This is a genomic window from Bradyrhizobium sp. P3_C3 (genome assembly GCF_056402655.1).
On record NZ_JBFUGY010000044.1, the window covers coordinates 1 to 15,987 of the forward strand.

Sequence of the window (15,987 nt, forward strand, 5' to 3'; positions counted from 1 at the left end):
GCCAGATGCCGGTCTCAGAAATTCGGGCCACCGTCGGCCGTTTCGTCAGCATCCGCTGCGCCAGCTCGGTGATCGTCGCCATGATCACCGAGGTGTCCTGCGAGAACCTCTCGAGCTCCGACTACATCGCCATCGCGTCGGTCGACCTGCTCGGCGAAATCCACAATGCCGCCGACAAGGCCAAGTTTCAGCGCGGCGTCACCAACTATCCGACCATCGGCGATTCCGTCGACCTGATCACGAGCCAGGAGCTGCGCACGATCTACGCGCCGACCGGATCGGACCAGATCAATGTCGGCTTCCTCCAGCAGGACCGCTCCGTCGTCGCCTATGTCGACGTCGAGGAAATGCTCTCCAAGCATTTCGCAGTGCTGGGATCGACCGGCGTCGGCAAATCCACCGGCGTGTCGCTGCTGCTCAACGAGATCCTGAAATCACGCCCGAACCTGCGCATCTTCCTGCTCGACGTGCACAACGAATATGGCCGCTGCTTCGGCGACCGCGCGCTGGTGCTCAACCCGCGGAACCTGAAGCTGCCGTTCTGGCTGTTCAACTTCGAAGAAATCGTCGACGTGCTGTTCGGCGGCCGCGCCGGCGTGCCCGAGGAGCTTGACGTCCTCGCCGAGGTGATCCCGATCGCCAAGGGCATCTACACCCAGTATCAGAACACCGATCGGCTCGGCCTGAAGCGCATCGATCCCAAGCAGGTCGGCTTCACCGTCGACACGCCGGTACCATACCGCCTGGTCGATCTGATCTCGCTGATCGACGAGCGCATGGGCAAGCTGGAAAACCGCTCCTCGCGCATCATCTATCACAAGCTGATCTCGCGCATCGAGGCCGTCCGCAACGACCCGCGCTACGCCTTCATGTTCGACAACGCCAATGTCGGCGGCGACACCATGGCCGAGGTGATCAGCCATCTGTTCCGCCTGCCCGCCAACGGCAAGCCGATGACGGTGATGCAGCTCGCCGGCTTCCCGGCCGAGGTCATCGATTCCGTCGTCTCGGTGCTGTGCCGCATGGCCTTCGACTTCGGCCTGTGGAGCGACGGCGTGTCGCCGATGCTGTTCGTCTGCGAAGAGGCGCACCGATATGCCTCCGCCGACCGCAATGTCGGCTTCGGGCCGACCCGCAAGGCGGTGTCGCGCATCGCCAAGGAAGGCCGCAAATACGGCGTCTATCTCGGCCTCATCACCCAGCGTCCGGCCGAGCTCGACGCGACCATCATCTCCCAGTGCAACACGCTGTTCACGATGCGTCTTGCCAACGAGCGCGACCAGGCGCTGCTGCGCGCCGCGGTGTCGGATGCGGCCGCGAACCTGCTGTCCTTCGTGCCATCGCTCGGCACCCGCGAAGTGCTGGCGTTCGGCGAAGGCGTCGCGCTGCCGACCCGCCTGCGCTTCAAGGAAGTGCCGCCGCACCAATTGCCGCGCGGCGAAGCCACCATCAGCAGCGTTCCTTCCGTCACCTCCGGTCACGACATGCATTTCGTCGGCGCCGTGCTCGAACGCTGGCGCGGCGCCACCTCGCAACGCGACGTGCCGAACGATCCGGTGTTTTCGCAGCCGCCCGCAAAGGCGCTCGCGACCGCCGAAGCGCCGATGCTGCAGCCCTCGATGGGGCTGGACCCGGATCGCTTCTCGCTGCTGAAGAAGCCGCTGCGGTAAAGAACGGACACCGCTTCGGCAAATTCCGCTGTCATGCCCCGGCTTGACCGGGGCATCCAGTACGCCGCGGCCCCTCGATTCAATCACGATCGCCTCTGGAATTTCCCGAACAACGGACAGTCGTGAAAGACGGGGAATGCCCCGGATATCGCGGCTCAAGGCCGCGTCTCGCGGATAGCCCAAGGCTTGTCCTTCGTGCTACCCTTGCCTTTTGGAGCCGGTTTGAGCACGCGGGGCGCGAGGATGTCCGTGGGCGGTGCCAATATTGCGGATCGTAACATCATAACGGTGCTCGCCGTCGACATGGTGGGTTCAACTCGCCACATCGCCGCTTGCGATCCCGATGAAGCTCAAGCGTTTTTGGACCAGTGGCTGGATCACATCCGCAGCTCCGTGGAGCGTCTCGGGGGACAGATTGTCCACTATGCGGGAGACGGTGGCATTGCCATATTCGGCTGGCCAACCGCATATGAGGATCATGCGGATCGTGCGTGCATCGCAGCCTGGGACATTCAGAGTCATAGCCAGTCGTCCGGCCCCAGGGGAGATCCGGTCAATTTTCGCGTCGGACTTCACTCCGGCCTGGTCGGCTTACGCATAGGCGGCAAAAATGCCATCGCCCGCTTCGACGTTGCCGGAGCGACCGTGCACGTTGCTGCCAAGCTGCAGCAGGAAGCAGCGGCAGGCGAGATCAGGGTTAGCGCCGAAACCGCAAAGCTGTGCCGATCGCCACTCGGCCTTACGGCACACAGGACGACTTCGGGAATCTCCGATCGGGTCATCGAGGCCTACACGCTGAATGCCCGGCCGGACGATGTCGATCACAACGAAATCGCCAGCCGCTATCAAAATCCGATCGTGAATCGGGTCGACGAACTTGCGGCGCTTCGGGAGCTCCTCCCGCGCCCGGGCGGCAAAAGCTGCTCCGTCACCCTGCTGGGCGAACCAGGTATCGGCAAGAGCCGCCTTGCGACAGCCGTAATGACCGAGGCACTGACATCCGACGTGAGATGCTGCGTCTTTTATGGCGGCGTACAGAAACGTGCCACCGCATTCGCCGCCGCCCGCACCTTGGTGGGCGACATGCTTGCTGCAAACAGCTCATCTTCGGATGAACATATTCGTGAGGCTCTCGCGGAACTGCACGTCGAGGCAAGCGATCGCAGAAAGCTCGAAGCCCTATTCATCGCCGGAAAAGCGTCCTCTCGCCAACGATTGACCGACAATACGCAAACACAAATTGCACGTGCACTTGTCAATGCCTTCCTCGCATTGGCGCTTGATAGACCAACTCTCTTGCTGATCGAAGACCTCCAGTGGATCGATCCGGAAAGCCGCCATTTCCTGAAATTGCTCGCGCGCGCAAGTACCCCAAAGCCGCTTTGCATATTGCTGACCGGACGTCCGGAATCATCAGACCAGTCCATGGAGATTGCGGACTCGCTCATTCATCTACAACCGCTGTCGCGGGCCTGCATGGAGGCTTTGGGACGCCAATTGTGGCCGAAAACTCGATCCCCGACCGTGTTTGCGAGAGCCATCGATCGCGCCGACGGCGTCCCCTTCGTATTGGAAGAGTTCCTGCGTTCGGCGGACGCGACGAACGCAACGAGCGAACATTCGCTGCCTCAGAGCGTCGAGTCCGTGATTCATGCGCGGCTGCAACGGCTTTCTCCGAAGTTGAAGGCATTCGTGCAGACGCTCAGCCTGCTGGGACAGGAGGTAGAAATCCAATTGGCTACGACGGTGCTCGGCGTGGACGTAGGCGAGCTGCTGACTGCGTTGTTCGAGCTTGCCCGATTTGCTTTTGTCCATCCGCTTGCGGGTAACTCCGTGCGTTTCCGGCATCAGATCATCGCCGAGGCCTGTGCAAACACGATACCGCGTGGCCGGCGTCTGGAAATCCACCAGGCCGCTGTCCAGGCGATCATTCGGCGTTACCCGAATCTGGATGGTCGTTACGAACAGTTGGCCTTTCACGCAGAGGAAGCCGGAGATGCTGATGCTGCACTTGGCTATCTCTGGGACGCCGCCGTCGAAGCGCGCCGGAACGCCGCAGCCTCATCGCTCAGTTTGATATACGACCGGGCGATCAAGCTCATCGAGCGTCTTGGGGAAGCCGCCGAAGAAAAATATGTCGACTTCGGTCGAATGAGCTTCGCTTCGATGCTGCAACTCGGCGAATTCAAAAAAGTAAATATGCATTTGCCACGAACGTTGGAGCTGGCGCGGCGCCAAGGCAGGATTGCTCACGTGTGCAGCGTCCAGTCGCAACTCGGGATGGTCTACTGGTTTGAGGGCCGGTATGAAGAAGGGCTGCAAATAACGAGCGAGGGATTGAGAACGGCTCGAGCGCTGAAATCGACCGCACTCATATTTTCAAATCAGACTATCATGGCAAATGTGTTGCACAGCATGGGCCACGTCCATCGCGCGATTGCGGCGATGGACGAACTGAATGAAATGCTCACAGGAGAACTCGAGACTGCCCGTCTCGGGACACCGGCCGGTCCAAAATGCACGGTTTTGGCATTCAGGAGCTGGTTCATGAATGCAACAGGTCAATATGCGGAGGCGCTCGGATTCGCATTGCGTGCATTGGAGATCGCAGTTCGCGAACAGGATTCATATGGGCAAGTGCTCGCCCGCATTACGATGGGACGAAATCTCCTCATGCTCCATCGAAATGACCAGGCTGTGGAATGCCTGTCGATTGCAAGGGAGATCGTCGAACGTAACGGCTACGATGCCAGCAAGGCCAACCTGACCGGAGCAATGGCGACCGCTCTGGCACGAACAGGCCAGGCACGTCAGGCCGTCGACCTGATAGACGCTTGTATGGAGAGCGGCACGCATCTGCGGACAGGCCAGATCGAGCTCTGCCTTCTCTATGCGGGTTACGCTGAGGCTCTCGTTCGGGACGGGAAATCCGAACGTGGCCTGAGCGCCTTGGATGCTGCTCTTTCCATCGCCAGGACCATCAGGAATCAATGGCTGATTGTCGAATGTCTTGGTTTGAGGGCGCGACTGCTCGCCGAGGCGAAGCCTGGCACCGCCCGCGTCGTTGAGGATCTCGCCGAGATGCACGCGATTTGCGATCAGTTTGGCATTGCTGCCTGGGACGGATCCCGGCTCGCGGTTTAGCAAGGCCGCTCGTGTCGAGACACACCAGTTCACAGGAAACCCGTGTCGCGGGCTCGCCGCGCTTCAACGGGCGCGGCATGCAATCCGGGGCTCCGACCCGGAGCAACGACCTTGACGGGACTTTGCCAAGAAGTACAATCTCGAGCATCGGACGGCTATTTCTGACAGCTCTCGTCGCTACCGGGCGAGCTGCGTCTCGCCGAGCTGCGCATATCTCCACGGATTCTGATTTCGAGAAAACGGGTGGTTTAATTGTAGTTCACGGAGGGTCATGCGATGCGTCGTGTCGCTTTCCTCATTCGCTTTGCGCTGGTCGTCGCCGCAAGTTCGGGAATTGAGACCGCTCTCGGCGATCCGATATATGTCGACCAAGGCCCGACATGGACAGCGGAAGACAGGGCTGACTACTACACGCGCGACCAAGGCTCCCGCTTAATCAACCTCACCTGGCTACGGGCATTGAAAGCGAAGGACGGACAACCGTTCCTCTCGGATGGTCTTACCCGATACGGCTTTCTCCCAAATCCGGACAATAAGGCCAACCTCCCCGTCGGCCTCCACACCACAGGTCCCGCAGAGTCCCAGATGGTCGGGATAACATGCTCCGCGTGTCACACGCGGCAGGTTGAAGTTGGGGGCAAGACGTACCGCATCGACGGCGGTCCGGCGTTTATGGATTTCCAGGAGTTCCTGAGCGACCTGGACAAGGCGGTAGGAGACGTAACCGCCAGCGACACGGCATTCGCTGCATTTGCTGCGGCCGTCTCCCAACCTGCGACACCTTCTGCTGCCGATGTTGCCGCACTACGGCAGAGGGTTGATGCATGGCACCGGCGCGTTCATGCATTCGTGGCCGGTACATTGCCGCCAGTTGGCTGGGGGCCTGGGCGGCTGGACGCCATCGGGATCATCTTCAACCGCATATCCGGCACCGACGTTGGGCCGCCGCCCGATTTTTTGATCCCGGAGAACATGAAGATTGGCGATGCTCCGGTGCGCTATCCTTTCCTGTGGAATTCACCGATGCAGAACCAGACCGACTGGGCCGGTTTTGTGTTGAATGGAAACCGCGTCTTCGCACTAGCCCGGAACACGGGACAGGCTCTCGCATTCGGCAACTTCGAACCAAGGCGCTCGTTCGGCCCGTTCTTCAACTATGCCAACTCCATCAACTTCGATGGACTGAAACGACTTGAGGAATTGCTCCTGAAGATGGGCCCGCCAAAATGGCCATCAGATTGGCCTATCGACTCGAAGCTGGCTAAAGACGGTCAAAAAATCTTCGAGAGGCAGTGCAGCAAGGGGTGTCACGAGAAGAAGGAAGTCCGTGCCCTGCGCGACCTGTTTGTTACGACGTGGGTGACGCCGGTTCAGAACGTCGGCACCGACACACGTCAATTCGACGAGCTTGGTTGGAGGGTGAAGACCGGCGCGCTGAAGGGAGCAGGAATCCCGTTGATCGCCAGGCACCTCGAGGAGGAGGATTATGCCGTCCACATGATGTTCAGTGCAGTCGCCGGAGCGATCCTCGACAATAAGCTGTTTTTGGGGAGCGACGTCGGCTCCGGTGACGGCTTTGGCTCCTCGTTGCCTCCCAACGCCCAAAAGGCGCCGTCCACATCCCTCTCTCTGTCACCGGCTCCGGTCAAGGCGTCCATCGCGCCGCCCAGCAGCGAGCAACCCCCGGGCCAGCCAGAAAGCCTGACGATCGAACCGGGGACGCTTCTTGAGCGGACCCTCAACAGAGGCGAGTATGAAGCTCGCGTGCTGGAGGGAATTTGGGCCGCAGCGCCTTATTTGCACAACGGCTCGGTGCCGACATTGGCGGAATTGCTCGTACCGCCTGCGAAGCGTATGTCACAATTCAAAGTTGGCGCGAGATACGACATCAAAAATGTTGGTCTTGACGTCACACAAGAGGGGCCAAATCGTCCGGTCACCGATTGCAATGACCTCAATTCAGGAAACAGCCGATGCGGGCATGACTATGGCACGCGCTTGAGCGACGACGAAAAGAAGGCACTCCTCGAATATTTGAAGACTCTTTGAGAGCCTCGGCTCTCTCTGCACTAGCCAGGATGTAGTCTGCGCAAGCGCTTTGCGCGAAGGACTGCGATCGACTATGTTCCGCGTTTCCCCGAGAGCCCCATCCGGAACATCGTCATGTCCCCTCCTCCTTCACAACGCTTCCCCGCACCCGACCTCGACACGCTCCCCGACGACATCCGCACGCGCCTGCTCGCCGTGCAGGAGAAGAGCGGCTTCGTGCCGAACGTGTTCCTGACGCTGGCCTACCGGCCCGACGAGTTCCGCGCGTTCTTCGCCTATCACGACGCGCTGATGGAGAAGGACGGCGGCCTCACCAAGGCCGAACGCGAGATGATCGTGGTCGCGACCTCGGCGGCCAACCAGTGCCAGTATTGCGTGATCGCGCACGGCGCGATCCTGCGCATCCGCGCCAAGAACCCGCTGATCGCCGACCAGGTCGCGGTGAACTATCGCAAGGCCGACATCACGCCGCGGCAAAAGGCGATGCTCGATTTCGCGATGAAGGTCTCGGCCGACGCACAGCGCGTCTCCGAGGAGGACTTCGGGGCGCTTGCACCGCACGGCTTCAGCGACGACGACATCTGGGACATCGCCGCGATCTCCGCCTTCTTCGCGCTGTCCAATCGGCTGGCAAACTTCACCGGCATGAGGCCGAACGAGGAGTTTTACCTGATGGGGCGCTTGCCGAAAAAATGACGGAGCTCGACTGGTCCGAAATCCTTGCTCGTCTCGGTGCCGCGACCGTCGCCGCCGGCGCGATCGGCCTCGACCGCGACCTGCACGGCAAGCCGATCGGGCTGAAGACGCTCGGCATCGTCGGGCTCTCCACGGCGACCGTGGTTCTGCTCGCCCTGCAGCTCGCCGAGCCAACCAAGGTCGCCGATGCCACCAGCCGCGTCATCCAGGGCATCCTCACCGGCATCGGCTTTCTCGGTGCCGGCGTCATCGTGCATCAAAGCATAGGATTTCGCGTCCGCGGACTGACCAGCGCCGCCTGTACCTTTCTCGCGGCCTGCATCGGCATCGTCTGCGGCGCCGGACAGTGGAAGATCGTCGCCGTCGCGCTGGCGCTCTCCTTCGTGCTGCTGACGGTGGGCCGCCACATCGAGCGACGGTTGCACCGCGTGCTCGGCGGCAAGGAGGATGCGCACACCGCTGAGACGTCTCCGGACGCGCCGCCGCGGACCTAGCCGGCTGCGCCAGCACGCGGCTCTCACATCCGTCACGTTTTCCGTCGCTGGCTCCAGAAGCTTCCGACACCGACGATGGCGGTGACGAGCAGAACGGCAACGAAGGTCTGGATGATCGTGAAATTCAGGGCATCGCGCGCGACGAACAGCGCGGTGATGGCACCGGCAACGATGAAGAGAATGCGAAAGATTGCGCTCACGGTGATGCCTCCGGGTCAGCATGACTCGGAGCCACCTGCGCCCTCGACATTCAGGCAACACCGGTTCGGCAATCATGCCGACGGACCATAGCGCCCTGCACCGATACGAATTTGCGGTAGGTCAAGTCGCCTGCGCGCCTCAAAGCATTGGCGACTGATGCAGGTAACGGCCGTCGAAATCCGCAAGGTCCAGAAATTTCCGCTCGTCTAGCACCGTGACGCGGCCGCGATGCAGCTCGACGATGCCCTCCTGCCGCAACTGCTTGATCACGCGGTTGGCGTGCACCCCGGTGATTCCCAGGGCTTCGCCGATCTGCTCCTGGGTCAGCGGCATCTCGAAGCCGTTGCCGTCAAGACGCCCGATGACCCGGAGGCGTTCGCGCAGCTCGATCATGACATGGGCAAGCCTTGCGGGCGCGGGACGCTGGCCGACATTGACGATCCATTCGCGAAACATGGCGGCGTCGATCAGCGTGTCTCGCCAGAACATCTCGGCGACGCTTGGACTGCGCTGGTGCAATTTTCGCAGCGTTTCGTGACTGATGAAGCCGAGCGTGCACGGTGTCAGCGTCGACAAATCGTGATCCATCACGTGCAGGAACAGGCTCATCAGGTCGGGGATCTCGCCGGGGATGTGGATAGAGAGGATCTGACGCTTGCCGCTTGGAATCGTCTTGGAACGCGCACAGAAGCCGTCTGCGATCAGGCAGCAATCGGTTGCGCGCTCGCCGTCGCGCACCACGGGCGCCTCCGCCGAATATTGACGAACCGCAATCGGGAGCGCCTCGATCTCCTTCACGTCGTCGTCCGAGATGCCGGAAGATGTACGCAAACGCCTGACAAGCGCAGCACGGATCGTATCGCTAGGCACGCGAGTTAGCTCCGGTTGGTATGAGATGGGACCTGTACTGCAATCCCTGGCGCAGAGGCGCCGCTGCAATGAAAAACCCGCGATCCACGCCCCCGGTTCCAACAAAAGTTAAGGACGCCACTCGCCTCCCCATGGTTGGCTTCGCGCCGGAAAGGTCCAGCCATGACCAAGAAACGCAACCGCACGCGACCGGCCCTGTCACTCCAGGAGCGCCTGAACAGGTTCACGCAGGACGCCCGCTCCGCGGCCAAGAAGCTGCCCGCCGGCACCGAACGCCACACACTCTTGCAGAAGGCGCGCAACGGCGAGGCAGCCGCCGAGATCGAACGCCTTCTGTCCTCACCCGGCCCGCAGGACCAGAAGTGATCGTCCCACCGTTGCGTAGCGGCGACTGCGAGGCGCTACACCGCTAGCGCTGCGCCATCAACTCGAGCGCCGGAGCAAAGCGCTCAGAGAATGTCAGCGTCTTGGCGTGGCGAACTGCAGCAAACGATGCCGAGATTCCTGCTGTGGCGACTGCGAGCAAGGCGATTACGAAAACCAGACGGCGCATTTCGGCCTCCTGTGTGAGCTCGACTACCCACCAGAGATGGGGTGGCTCTGTTTCAGGACGGTTTCATCCCTGCAGAAAATGACTTCGCTCAAGCGGCTGTGATGAGATCCGGCTTCTCGGGCCGCCGCGCCGTAACCAACTAATAATCATCGTCGCTGTCTTGCGACGGTCGCGAGCGGTACCGGGAATTTCACGCCGCCGGCCACGATCATGAATCGCAAGACTGCCGCGATAAGCAGTATTCGCGGGAATGCGGAGTCATCGAGGATTGCTCAAATGAACGTCGTCATCCGGAAGCTCAATGGTCTATGGCACCTCGTCGTCGGCTCGTGCCAGATCCGAACGCCCTTCCTGGCAACCCAGGACCGCGCGTTGGTCGTGAGCTACGCCCGGCGCGTCTACCCCGGCGCCAAGATCTTCCAGCGCGACTGATGCGAGCGGTTGCGCCTAATCGTCATCCGCCGGCCCGCACCAGCCGGGCAGATAGACGGCATCCTTGCTCTTGGCCGCGGACAGGGCCTTCTCGAGCGCCTTGTCGAAATTGGCATCGACTGCCTTGCGCGTCAGTTTCCGGCGCAGAAAGTCGGCCCACAGGAATTCCGAGAACGGCGTGGTATCCTTGGCGAAGCCGCCCATGCGGCGGAGCTCGCCGGCAAGGCTTCGGAACGGATCGTCCTTGAGATCGACGACCGATTTCGGCAGATCGCGGAACGGCCGCCGTTCGCCCTTGGAATCGTAAGGATAGACCCAGCGCTTGTTGTCCATCACGCCCCAGAAAGCCTCGCGCTCGACCATTCTGAGGTCGCCGACCACGGTCACCAGCACTTCCTTGACGCCCTCGTCGTGCAATGCGCGGCCGAGATGATGATGGTCGATCACGTAGTAGCGCTGGTCCGGTCCGTAGACGACGGGGATCATGTGATTGCCGAGCAGGTCGGCCTGCTTCTTCTTGTCGTGCTCGCGCCAGCGCTTGCGCTTCTCCTTGACCTCGCGCATGCCGACCGTCATCTGCGTCGGCCGGAGCGACAGGATCGGCACCGGATGCACTCTCGGTTCGCGCGCGTTGGTGGTGGTCATGATGAAGGCCCCTCACATGGTTGCAACCGGTGGTCCAGTTCCCTTGATTATGCCATGGGCCGCGCGGTGGCAAAATGCGTTCGATCCGGCCGCGGAGATCACAAGCAGATGTTCACGGGAGCCGGCGATGCGTGCTTCGGGGTCGTTGCTGCAACGCACCCCCCGCTTCCTGTCACCGACCTGACAGCCGCCGCCGCGTTCGCTCGCGAGCCGTTCCGGAAAGATGCCATGCAAGATAGTGCGAAAGCGCAATGCACGTGCGCGTTGAGAAGATTTTCTGCAAGGCATTCACGACGTATGCTATCTAAAAACCGCTGCTTCGGAGTGATCCCCTCACCATGAAAACACAGCGGCCCATCAGCTCGGATGACGAGCACCGGGTGCTCCAGTTCAGGCCGCGCAACGCGTCTCCCCCGCCGGTCCAACGGGGCAGCGGTACCGTGCAGCCGCTGCGCGTCGCGCCCGAGCCGCTCGACCTGTCGCGCTACGAGAAGCCCCGCCCGGAACCGGACAATTTCCGCCACCGCATGCTCGCCAATATTGCGGCGCTCGCCTTCACCATCGCGCTGACCGCGATCGGGATCTGGCTCGCGGTGAGCATTGCCGACCTGCGTCGCACCCAGGATTGCGTGCTGATGGGCCGCCGCGACTGCGCCAAGATCACGACGCCCCATATCTAGGCACCCCCCGGGTGAAAAGGCCGCCGACGGCATCCCCAGCCCTGTCGCCGGGGCCGCCCGGCTCCATTGAACTCAGGGCGGCGCTCCGATATACGGGCTTTCGACCCGGCCAGAGGGGGGGTTGAGGGCGTCATCGGGGCGCGATGCCCACCCACCGTTCCACTCTGGAACCTCAGACAAATATCAGCAATATATCAAAGGCTTAGTGATGTCCTCCACATTCGATCAGGTCGCTACGATCATCGCTGAAACCTGCGACATCCCGCGCGACACGATCACGCCGGATAGCCACGCCATCGATGACCTCGGCATCGACAGCCTCGATTTCCTGGACATCGCGTTCGCGATCGACAAGCAGTTCGGCATCAAGCTGCCGCTGGAAAAGTGGACCCAGGAGGTCAACGACGGCAAGGCGACCACCGAGCAGTATTTCGTGCTGAAAAATCTGTGCGCCCGCATCGACGAACTGGTTGCGGCCAAGGGCGCGAGCGCCTAAGCGCGCGGTCATGCAACTCGAATACTTCCACATGATCGATCGCGTCGTCGACCTCAACGTCGACGCGAAGACGATTGTCGTCGAAGCCCTGGTCCCCAAGGAGAGCACGATCTTCGAGGGGCACTTCCCGGGCTATCCCCTGATGCCCGGCGTGCTCCTGATCGAATCGATGGCCCAGGCCTCGGGCTGGCTTCAGCTCGGCGTGCTCAAGTTCGAGCGCATGCCGATCCTGGCCGCCGTCAAGGAGGCCAAGGTCCGCGGCTCGGTCTTCCCCGGCGATCTCATGACCATCGAGGCGACCCTGTCGCATCAGGGCTCGGGCTATGCGGTGACCGAGGCCAAGATCAAGGTCGGCGGTAAGCTGCGCGCGAATTCGACGCTCACCTTCACGCAGATCCCCTTCCCCAATGCGGATATGCGCGGCTTCATGGACGCGGTCGCCAAACGCGTCGGCTTCCCGCAACAGGCCGGATCGCCATGACTGACACTGCTTCGAAGCCCGGCCAGACGGAAGTCTGGATCACCGGCATTGGCCTTGCCACCTCGCTCGGCGAAGGCCTGGACGCCAACTGGGCCGCGCTTCAGGACAAGCGCATCAATGTCGACGAGAAGGGCTTTGCGCCCTGCATCGTGCATCCCCTGATGCCTGTGACCTTCGACAGCCAGATCCCGAAGAAGGGCGACCAGCGCCAGATGGAAGCCTGGCAGCGCATCGGCACCTATGCCGCGGGCCTTGCGCTCGATTCCGCCGGGATCAAGGGCAACAAGGACATCCTGTCGAAGATCGACATGGTGGTGGCCGCCGGCGGCGGCGAGCGCGACCTCAATGTCGACTCCGGCGTGCTCACGGCCGAGGTCAAGGGCGCCAATGCGCCCGGCTTCCTCAACGAACGGCTGATGAGCGATCTCAGGCCGACGCTGTTCCTGGCCCAGCTCTCGAACCTGCTCGCCGGCAACATCGCCATCGTGCACGGTCTCGGCGGCACCTCGCGCACTTTCATGGGCGAAGAGGTCGCGGGTGCCGATGCGGCGCGCATTGCGCTCGCGCGCATCGCCTCGGGCGAGAGCGACATCGCGCTGATCGGCGGCTCCCACAATGGCGAGCGCAAAGACCTGATGGTCCTCTACGAATTCGGCGACTTCAACCTGAAAGACAAGTTTGCTCCGGTGTGGGCGCGCAAGGATCACCCCGGTTTCGCGTTGGGATCTGCCGGCGCGTTCCTGGTGCTGGAATCGAAGGCGCACGCAGAAGCGCGCGGCGCAAAGCCGTTCGCAAAGCTGTCGAGCGTCGTTGCCGACCTCGCCCGGCGCAAGCAACCCGGCGACACGGCCGCGACGCTGGAGAAGCTTTGGGAAAAGCTGCCCAGGCGCGAGGGCAAGGGCGCGATCATATCGGGCGCGACCGGCGCGGAGCCCGCGACGTCAGAGGAGCGCGGCTTCCTGAAGGGCCATGCTGACTTCCCGGTGCGTTCGACCGGCACGATGTTCGGCCACGCCATGGAAACGCAATTCCCGCTTGGCATCGCGCTCGCGGCGCTGTCGATCTCGCGCGGTGCGCTGTTCCCGCCGAACGATTCCACCGGGACCGAGATTGAAATGCAGGGCGCGCCCACCCAGATTGTGGTGGTGGGGGCCGGACACTGGCGCGGCGAGGGCATGGCTCTGGTCGAGGCCGTAAGCTGAAGCGCGTCGCGCTTTGGCGGATGCTCTAGCTCAATCGGGGGATCGACATGACTGCACCACGCGACAAACTCGGGCGTCCCGTCGTCGTCGTCACCGGCATGGGCATCATGACCTCGCTCGGCAACGGCAAGGCCGACAATTGGGCGAAGCTCGTGGCCGGCGAATCCGGCATCCGCACCATCACGCGCTTTCCGGTCGACGGCCTGAGGACGACGATGGCCGGCACGGTCGATTTCGTCAGCGTCGATCCGTTCTCCTCCACCGGCCTGTCCGAGCGGATGGCTGAGCTCGTCACGCAGGAAGCGCTCGCGCAGGCCGGCATCGGCGCCAAGGCCGATTTCCCCGGTCCGCTCTTCCTTGCGGTTGCACCGGTCGAAGTCGAGTGGCCGCAGCGCCGTGAGCTCGGCCGTGCCGTCGGCGCGCAGGATATCACCTATGACGATCTGCTGCGCATCTCCGGCGGCGGCAAGTACAGCGCCTATCACCACCGCTTCATGTTCGGCTCGGTAGCAGCTTATCTCGCCGAGACCTTCGGCACCAAGGGCTCGCCGATCTCGCTGTCGACGGCCTGCGCCTCGGGCGCGACCTCGATCCAGCTCGGCGTCGAGGCGATCCGCCGCGGCGAGACCGATGCCGCGCTGTGCGTGGCAACCGACGGCACCGTGAACCCCGAAGCTCTCGTGCGGTTCTCGCTGCTCTCGGCGCTGTCGACCCAGAACGATCCGCCGCAGGCGGCCTCCCGCCCCTTCTCCAAGAACCGCGACGGTTTTGTCATGGCCGAAGGCGCCGGCGCCCTCGTGCTGGAAAGCTACGAAGCAGCGACCGCGCGCGGCGCAAAAATTCTCGGCGTGATCGCCGGCTGCGGCGAGCTCACCGATTCCTTCCACCGCACCCGCTCTTCGCCTGATGGCAAGCCGATCATCGGCTGCATGAACAAGACGCTGGCCGATGCCGGCATGACGCCGGACCAGATCGACCACATCAACGCGCACGGCACCGCGACGCCCGAGAACGACAAGATGGAGTTCAACACGACATCGGCCGTGTTCGGCGATCTCGCGCAGAAGATCCCGGTGACCTCCAACAAGTCGATGGTCGGCCACACCATCTCGGCCGCGGGCGCGGTCGAAGCGATCTTCTCGCTGCTCACCCTCGAGCATCAGCGCATTCCGCCGACGATCAACTACGACAATCCGGATCCCACGATCCTGTTCGACGTCGTCGGCAACAAGGCGCGCGATGCCCGCGTCACCGCGGTCATGTCGAACTCGTTCGGCTTCGGCGGCCAGAACGCCTCGCTGATCCTGACCCGCGAACCGGCCTGACCGGACGCATGGCGCTGTTACCTGCGAGCATCAAGGCCCGCGCGCGGGAGGCTGCCAAGTCGCTCGGCGGAAGCCTGATCGGGGCCACCACCGTCGGCATGCTGCGCACCACGCGCTATTTCGATCCGGCCAAGACCTCGGACTTCTTCTCCCGCGTGGTGAAGACGATCGGCCCGCGCCTGCGCGAGCACCGCATCGGCCGCGCCAACCTCACCGCGGCATTTCCGGAGAAGTCGCCGGAAGAAATCGAACAGATTTTGATGGGCGTGTGGGACAATCTCGGCCGCGTCGGCGCCGAATTCGCCCATATGGACCAAGTCTGGGATTACGACCGCGATCATCCGGAAAAGAGCCGGATCGAATTGCCGGCGCGCAGCATCGAGCTGTTCGACCAGATCCGCGACGACGGCAAGCCGGCGCTGATCTTTGCAGCCCATCTCGCCAATTGGGAATTGCCGGCGCTTGCCGCCGTCTCGCACGGGCTGGACGCCGCGATCCTCTATCGCCGACCCAACATCGCCTCAGCCGACCGCATCATCCAGGAGATGCGCCAGGTCAACATGGGCACGCTGATCCCCGCGGGGCGCGATGCGCCGCTGCGGCTCGCGCAGGCGCTGCAGGACGGCAAGCACGTCGCCATGCTGATCGACCAGTACCTGACCGGCGGCGTCGAGGTCACCTTCTTCGGCCGCAAGACCCGCGCCAACCCGATGCTGGCCCGCCTGCTCCGCCAGGTCGAATGCCCGATCCACGGCGTCCGCATCATCCGCCTGCCCGGCAACCGTTTCCGCGGCGAGCTGACCGAGGAGATCAAGCCGGTGCGCGACGCCGACGGCAAGATCGACATCCAGGGCACGACGCAGGCGATCACGAGCGTGGTGGAAAGCTGGGTGCGCGAGCATCCCGAGCAGTGGCTGTGGCTGCATAGAAGGTGGCGGTAGCGAGCCGTCAAACGGCTAACGCGGCTACCTATTCCTCATCCTGAGGAGCGCGGAATGCGCGTCTCGAAGGATGCAGGCCCGGCCGGTGGCCTCGCCCTTCGAGACGCG

The 15,987-nt window shown here is 62.7% G+C and carries 17 protein-coding genes; 13 read left to right on the forward strand and 4 right to left on the reverse strand.

All coding sequences use genetic code 11. From position 1 onward, the window contains the following. The 5 genes from AC1DW2_RS35180 to AC1DW2_RS35200 all read left to right on the forward strand — a co-directional run. The coding region (locus AC1DW2_RS35180) for an ATP-binding protein (RefSeq protein ID WP_477008256.1) at window positions 1-1,670 on the forward strand (1,670 nt) is incomplete at its 5' end. 249 nt (window positions 1,671-1,919) lie between these two features. Further along, window positions 1,920-4,814: an ATP-binding protein gene (locus tag AC1DW2_RS35185; protein WP_477008257.1), complete on the forward strand. Its 2,895-nt coding sequence runs from the start codon at window positions 1,920-1,922 to the stop codon at window positions 4,812-4,814. Window positions 4,815-5,090: 276 nt separating this feature from the next. Next, window positions 5,091-6,863, forward strand: a complete 1,773-nt coding sequence (locus AC1DW2_RS35190) for a di-heme-cytochrome C peroxidase (RefSeq protein WP_477008258.1) — start codon at window positions 5,091-5,093, stop codon at window positions 6,861-6,863. Window positions 6,864-6,977: 114 nt separating this feature from the next. Then, the gene (locus AC1DW2_RS35195) at window positions 6,978-7,559 is read left to right on the forward strand and encodes a peroxidase-related enzyme (RefSeq protein WP_477008259.1); all 582 of its coding nucleotides are present in this window, start codon (window positions 6,978-6,980) and stop codon (window positions 7,557-7,559) included. Continuing rightward, the gene (locus tag AC1DW2_RS35200; protein ID WP_477008260.1) at window positions 7,556-8,053 is read left to right on the forward strand and encodes an MgtC/SapB family protein; all 498 of its coding nucleotides are present in this window, start codon (window positions 7,556-7,558) and stop codon (window positions 8,051-8,053) included. The genes AC1DW2_RS35195 and AC1DW2_RS35200 overlap by 4 nt, the downstream gene beginning before the upstream one ends. Window positions 8,054-8,085: 32 nt before the next feature. On the opposite strand, the gene AC1DW2_RS35205 is transcribed toward AC1DW2_RS35200, so the two are convergent. Together AC1DW2_RS35205 and AC1DW2_RS35210 are read right to left on the reverse strand one after the other, a co-directional pair. Further along, window positions 8,086-8,253, reverse strand: a complete 168-nt coding sequence (locus tag AC1DW2_RS35205; RefSeq protein ID WP_166094532.1) for a hypothetical protein — start codon at window positions 8,251-8,253, stop codon at window positions 8,086-8,088. A 139-nt stretch (window positions 8,254-8,392) separates the two neighbouring features. Further along, complete coding sequence (locus AC1DW2_RS35210) at window positions 8,393-9,124, reverse strand: Crp/Fnr family transcriptional regulator (protein WP_477008261.1); 732 nt, start codon at window positions 9,122-9,124, stop codon at window positions 8,393-8,395. 162 nt (window positions 9,125-9,286) lie between these two features. Here AC1DW2_RS35210 and AC1DW2_RS35215 point away from each other — a divergent pair, with 162 nt between their 5' ends. Further along, window positions 9,287-9,490: a hypothetical protein gene (locus tag AC1DW2_RS35215; protein WP_477008262.1), complete on the forward strand. Its 204-nt coding sequence runs from the start codon at window positions 9,287-9,289 to the stop codon at window positions 9,488-9,490. Window positions 9,491-9,533: 43 nt separating this feature from the next. Here the strand turns inward: AC1DW2_RS35215 and AC1DW2_RS35220 are convergent, their stop codons facing one another. Then, entirely contained in the window at window positions 9,534-9,677 is a 144-nt protein-coding gene (locus tag AC1DW2_RS35220; protein ID WP_166094525.1) for a hypothetical protein, read from the reverse strand. A 276-nt stretch (window positions 9,678-9,953) separates the two neighbouring features. Between AC1DW2_RS35220 and AC1DW2_RS35225 the strand changes: the two genes are divergently transcribed. Then, window positions 9,954-10,109 carry a hypothetical protein gene (locus tag AC1DW2_RS35225; protein ID WP_166352319.1) on the forward strand — a complete coding sequence of 52 codons (156 nt, stop codon included), beginning with the start codon at window positions 9,954-9,956 and terminating at the stop codon, window positions 10,107-10,109. A 15-nt stretch (window positions 10,110-10,124) separates the two neighbouring features. On the opposite strand, the gene AC1DW2_RS35230 is transcribed toward AC1DW2_RS35225, so the two are convergent. Further along, window positions 10,125-10,754, reverse strand: a complete 630-nt coding sequence (locus tag AC1DW2_RS35230) for a ParB-like protein (protein WP_247307139.1) — start codon at window positions 10,752-10,754, stop codon at window positions 10,125-10,127. A 338-nt stretch (window positions 10,755-11,092) separates the two neighbouring features. On the opposite strand from AC1DW2_RS35230, the gene AC1DW2_RS35235 reads away from it, so the two are divergent. From AC1DW2_RS35235 to AC1DW2_RS35260, 6 genes are all read left to right on the forward strand, one after another. Continuing rightward, on the forward strand, window positions 11,093-11,434 hold the full coding sequence (locus AC1DW2_RS35235; RefSeq protein ID WP_063983965.1) for a hypothetical protein: 342 nt from the start codon (window positions 11,093-11,095) through the stop codon (window positions 11,432-11,434). 208 nt (window positions 11,435-11,642) lie between these two features. Then, window positions 11,643-11,930: an acyl carrier protein gene (locus AC1DW2_RS35240; protein ID WP_007592476.1), complete on the forward strand. Its 288-nt coding sequence runs from the start codon at window positions 11,643-11,645 to the stop codon at window positions 11,928-11,930. 10 nt (window positions 11,931-11,940) lie between these two features. After that, window positions 11,941-12,411 (forward strand): 3-hydroxyacyl-ACP dehydratase FabZ family protein, encoded by a 471-nt coding sequence (locus tag AC1DW2_RS35245; protein ID WP_063983966.1) that lies wholly within the window; start codon window positions 11,941-11,943, stop codon window positions 12,409-12,411. Continuing rightward, window positions 12,408-13,613 carry a beta-ketoacyl-ACP synthase gene (locus tag AC1DW2_RS35250; RefSeq protein WP_063983967.1) on the forward strand — a complete coding sequence of 402 codons (1,206 nt, stop codon included), beginning with the start codon at window positions 12,408-12,410 and terminating at the stop codon, window positions 13,611-13,613. The genes AC1DW2_RS35245 and AC1DW2_RS35250 overlap by 4 nt, the downstream gene beginning before the upstream one ends. A 47-nt stretch (window positions 13,614-13,660) precedes the next feature. Next, entirely contained in the window at window positions 13,661-14,938 is a 1,278-nt protein-coding gene (locus AC1DW2_RS35255) for a beta-ketoacyl-ACP synthase (protein ID WP_063983968.1), read from the forward strand. Window positions 14,939-14,946: 8 nt separating this feature from the next. Further along, the gene (locus AC1DW2_RS35260) at window positions 14,947-15,879 is read left to right on the forward strand and encodes a lipid A biosynthesis lauroyl acyltransferase (RefSeq protein ID WP_477008263.1); all 933 of its coding nucleotides are present in this window, start codon (window positions 14,947-14,949) and stop codon (window positions 15,877-15,879) included. Window positions 15,880-15,987: the final 108 nt, after the last annotated feature.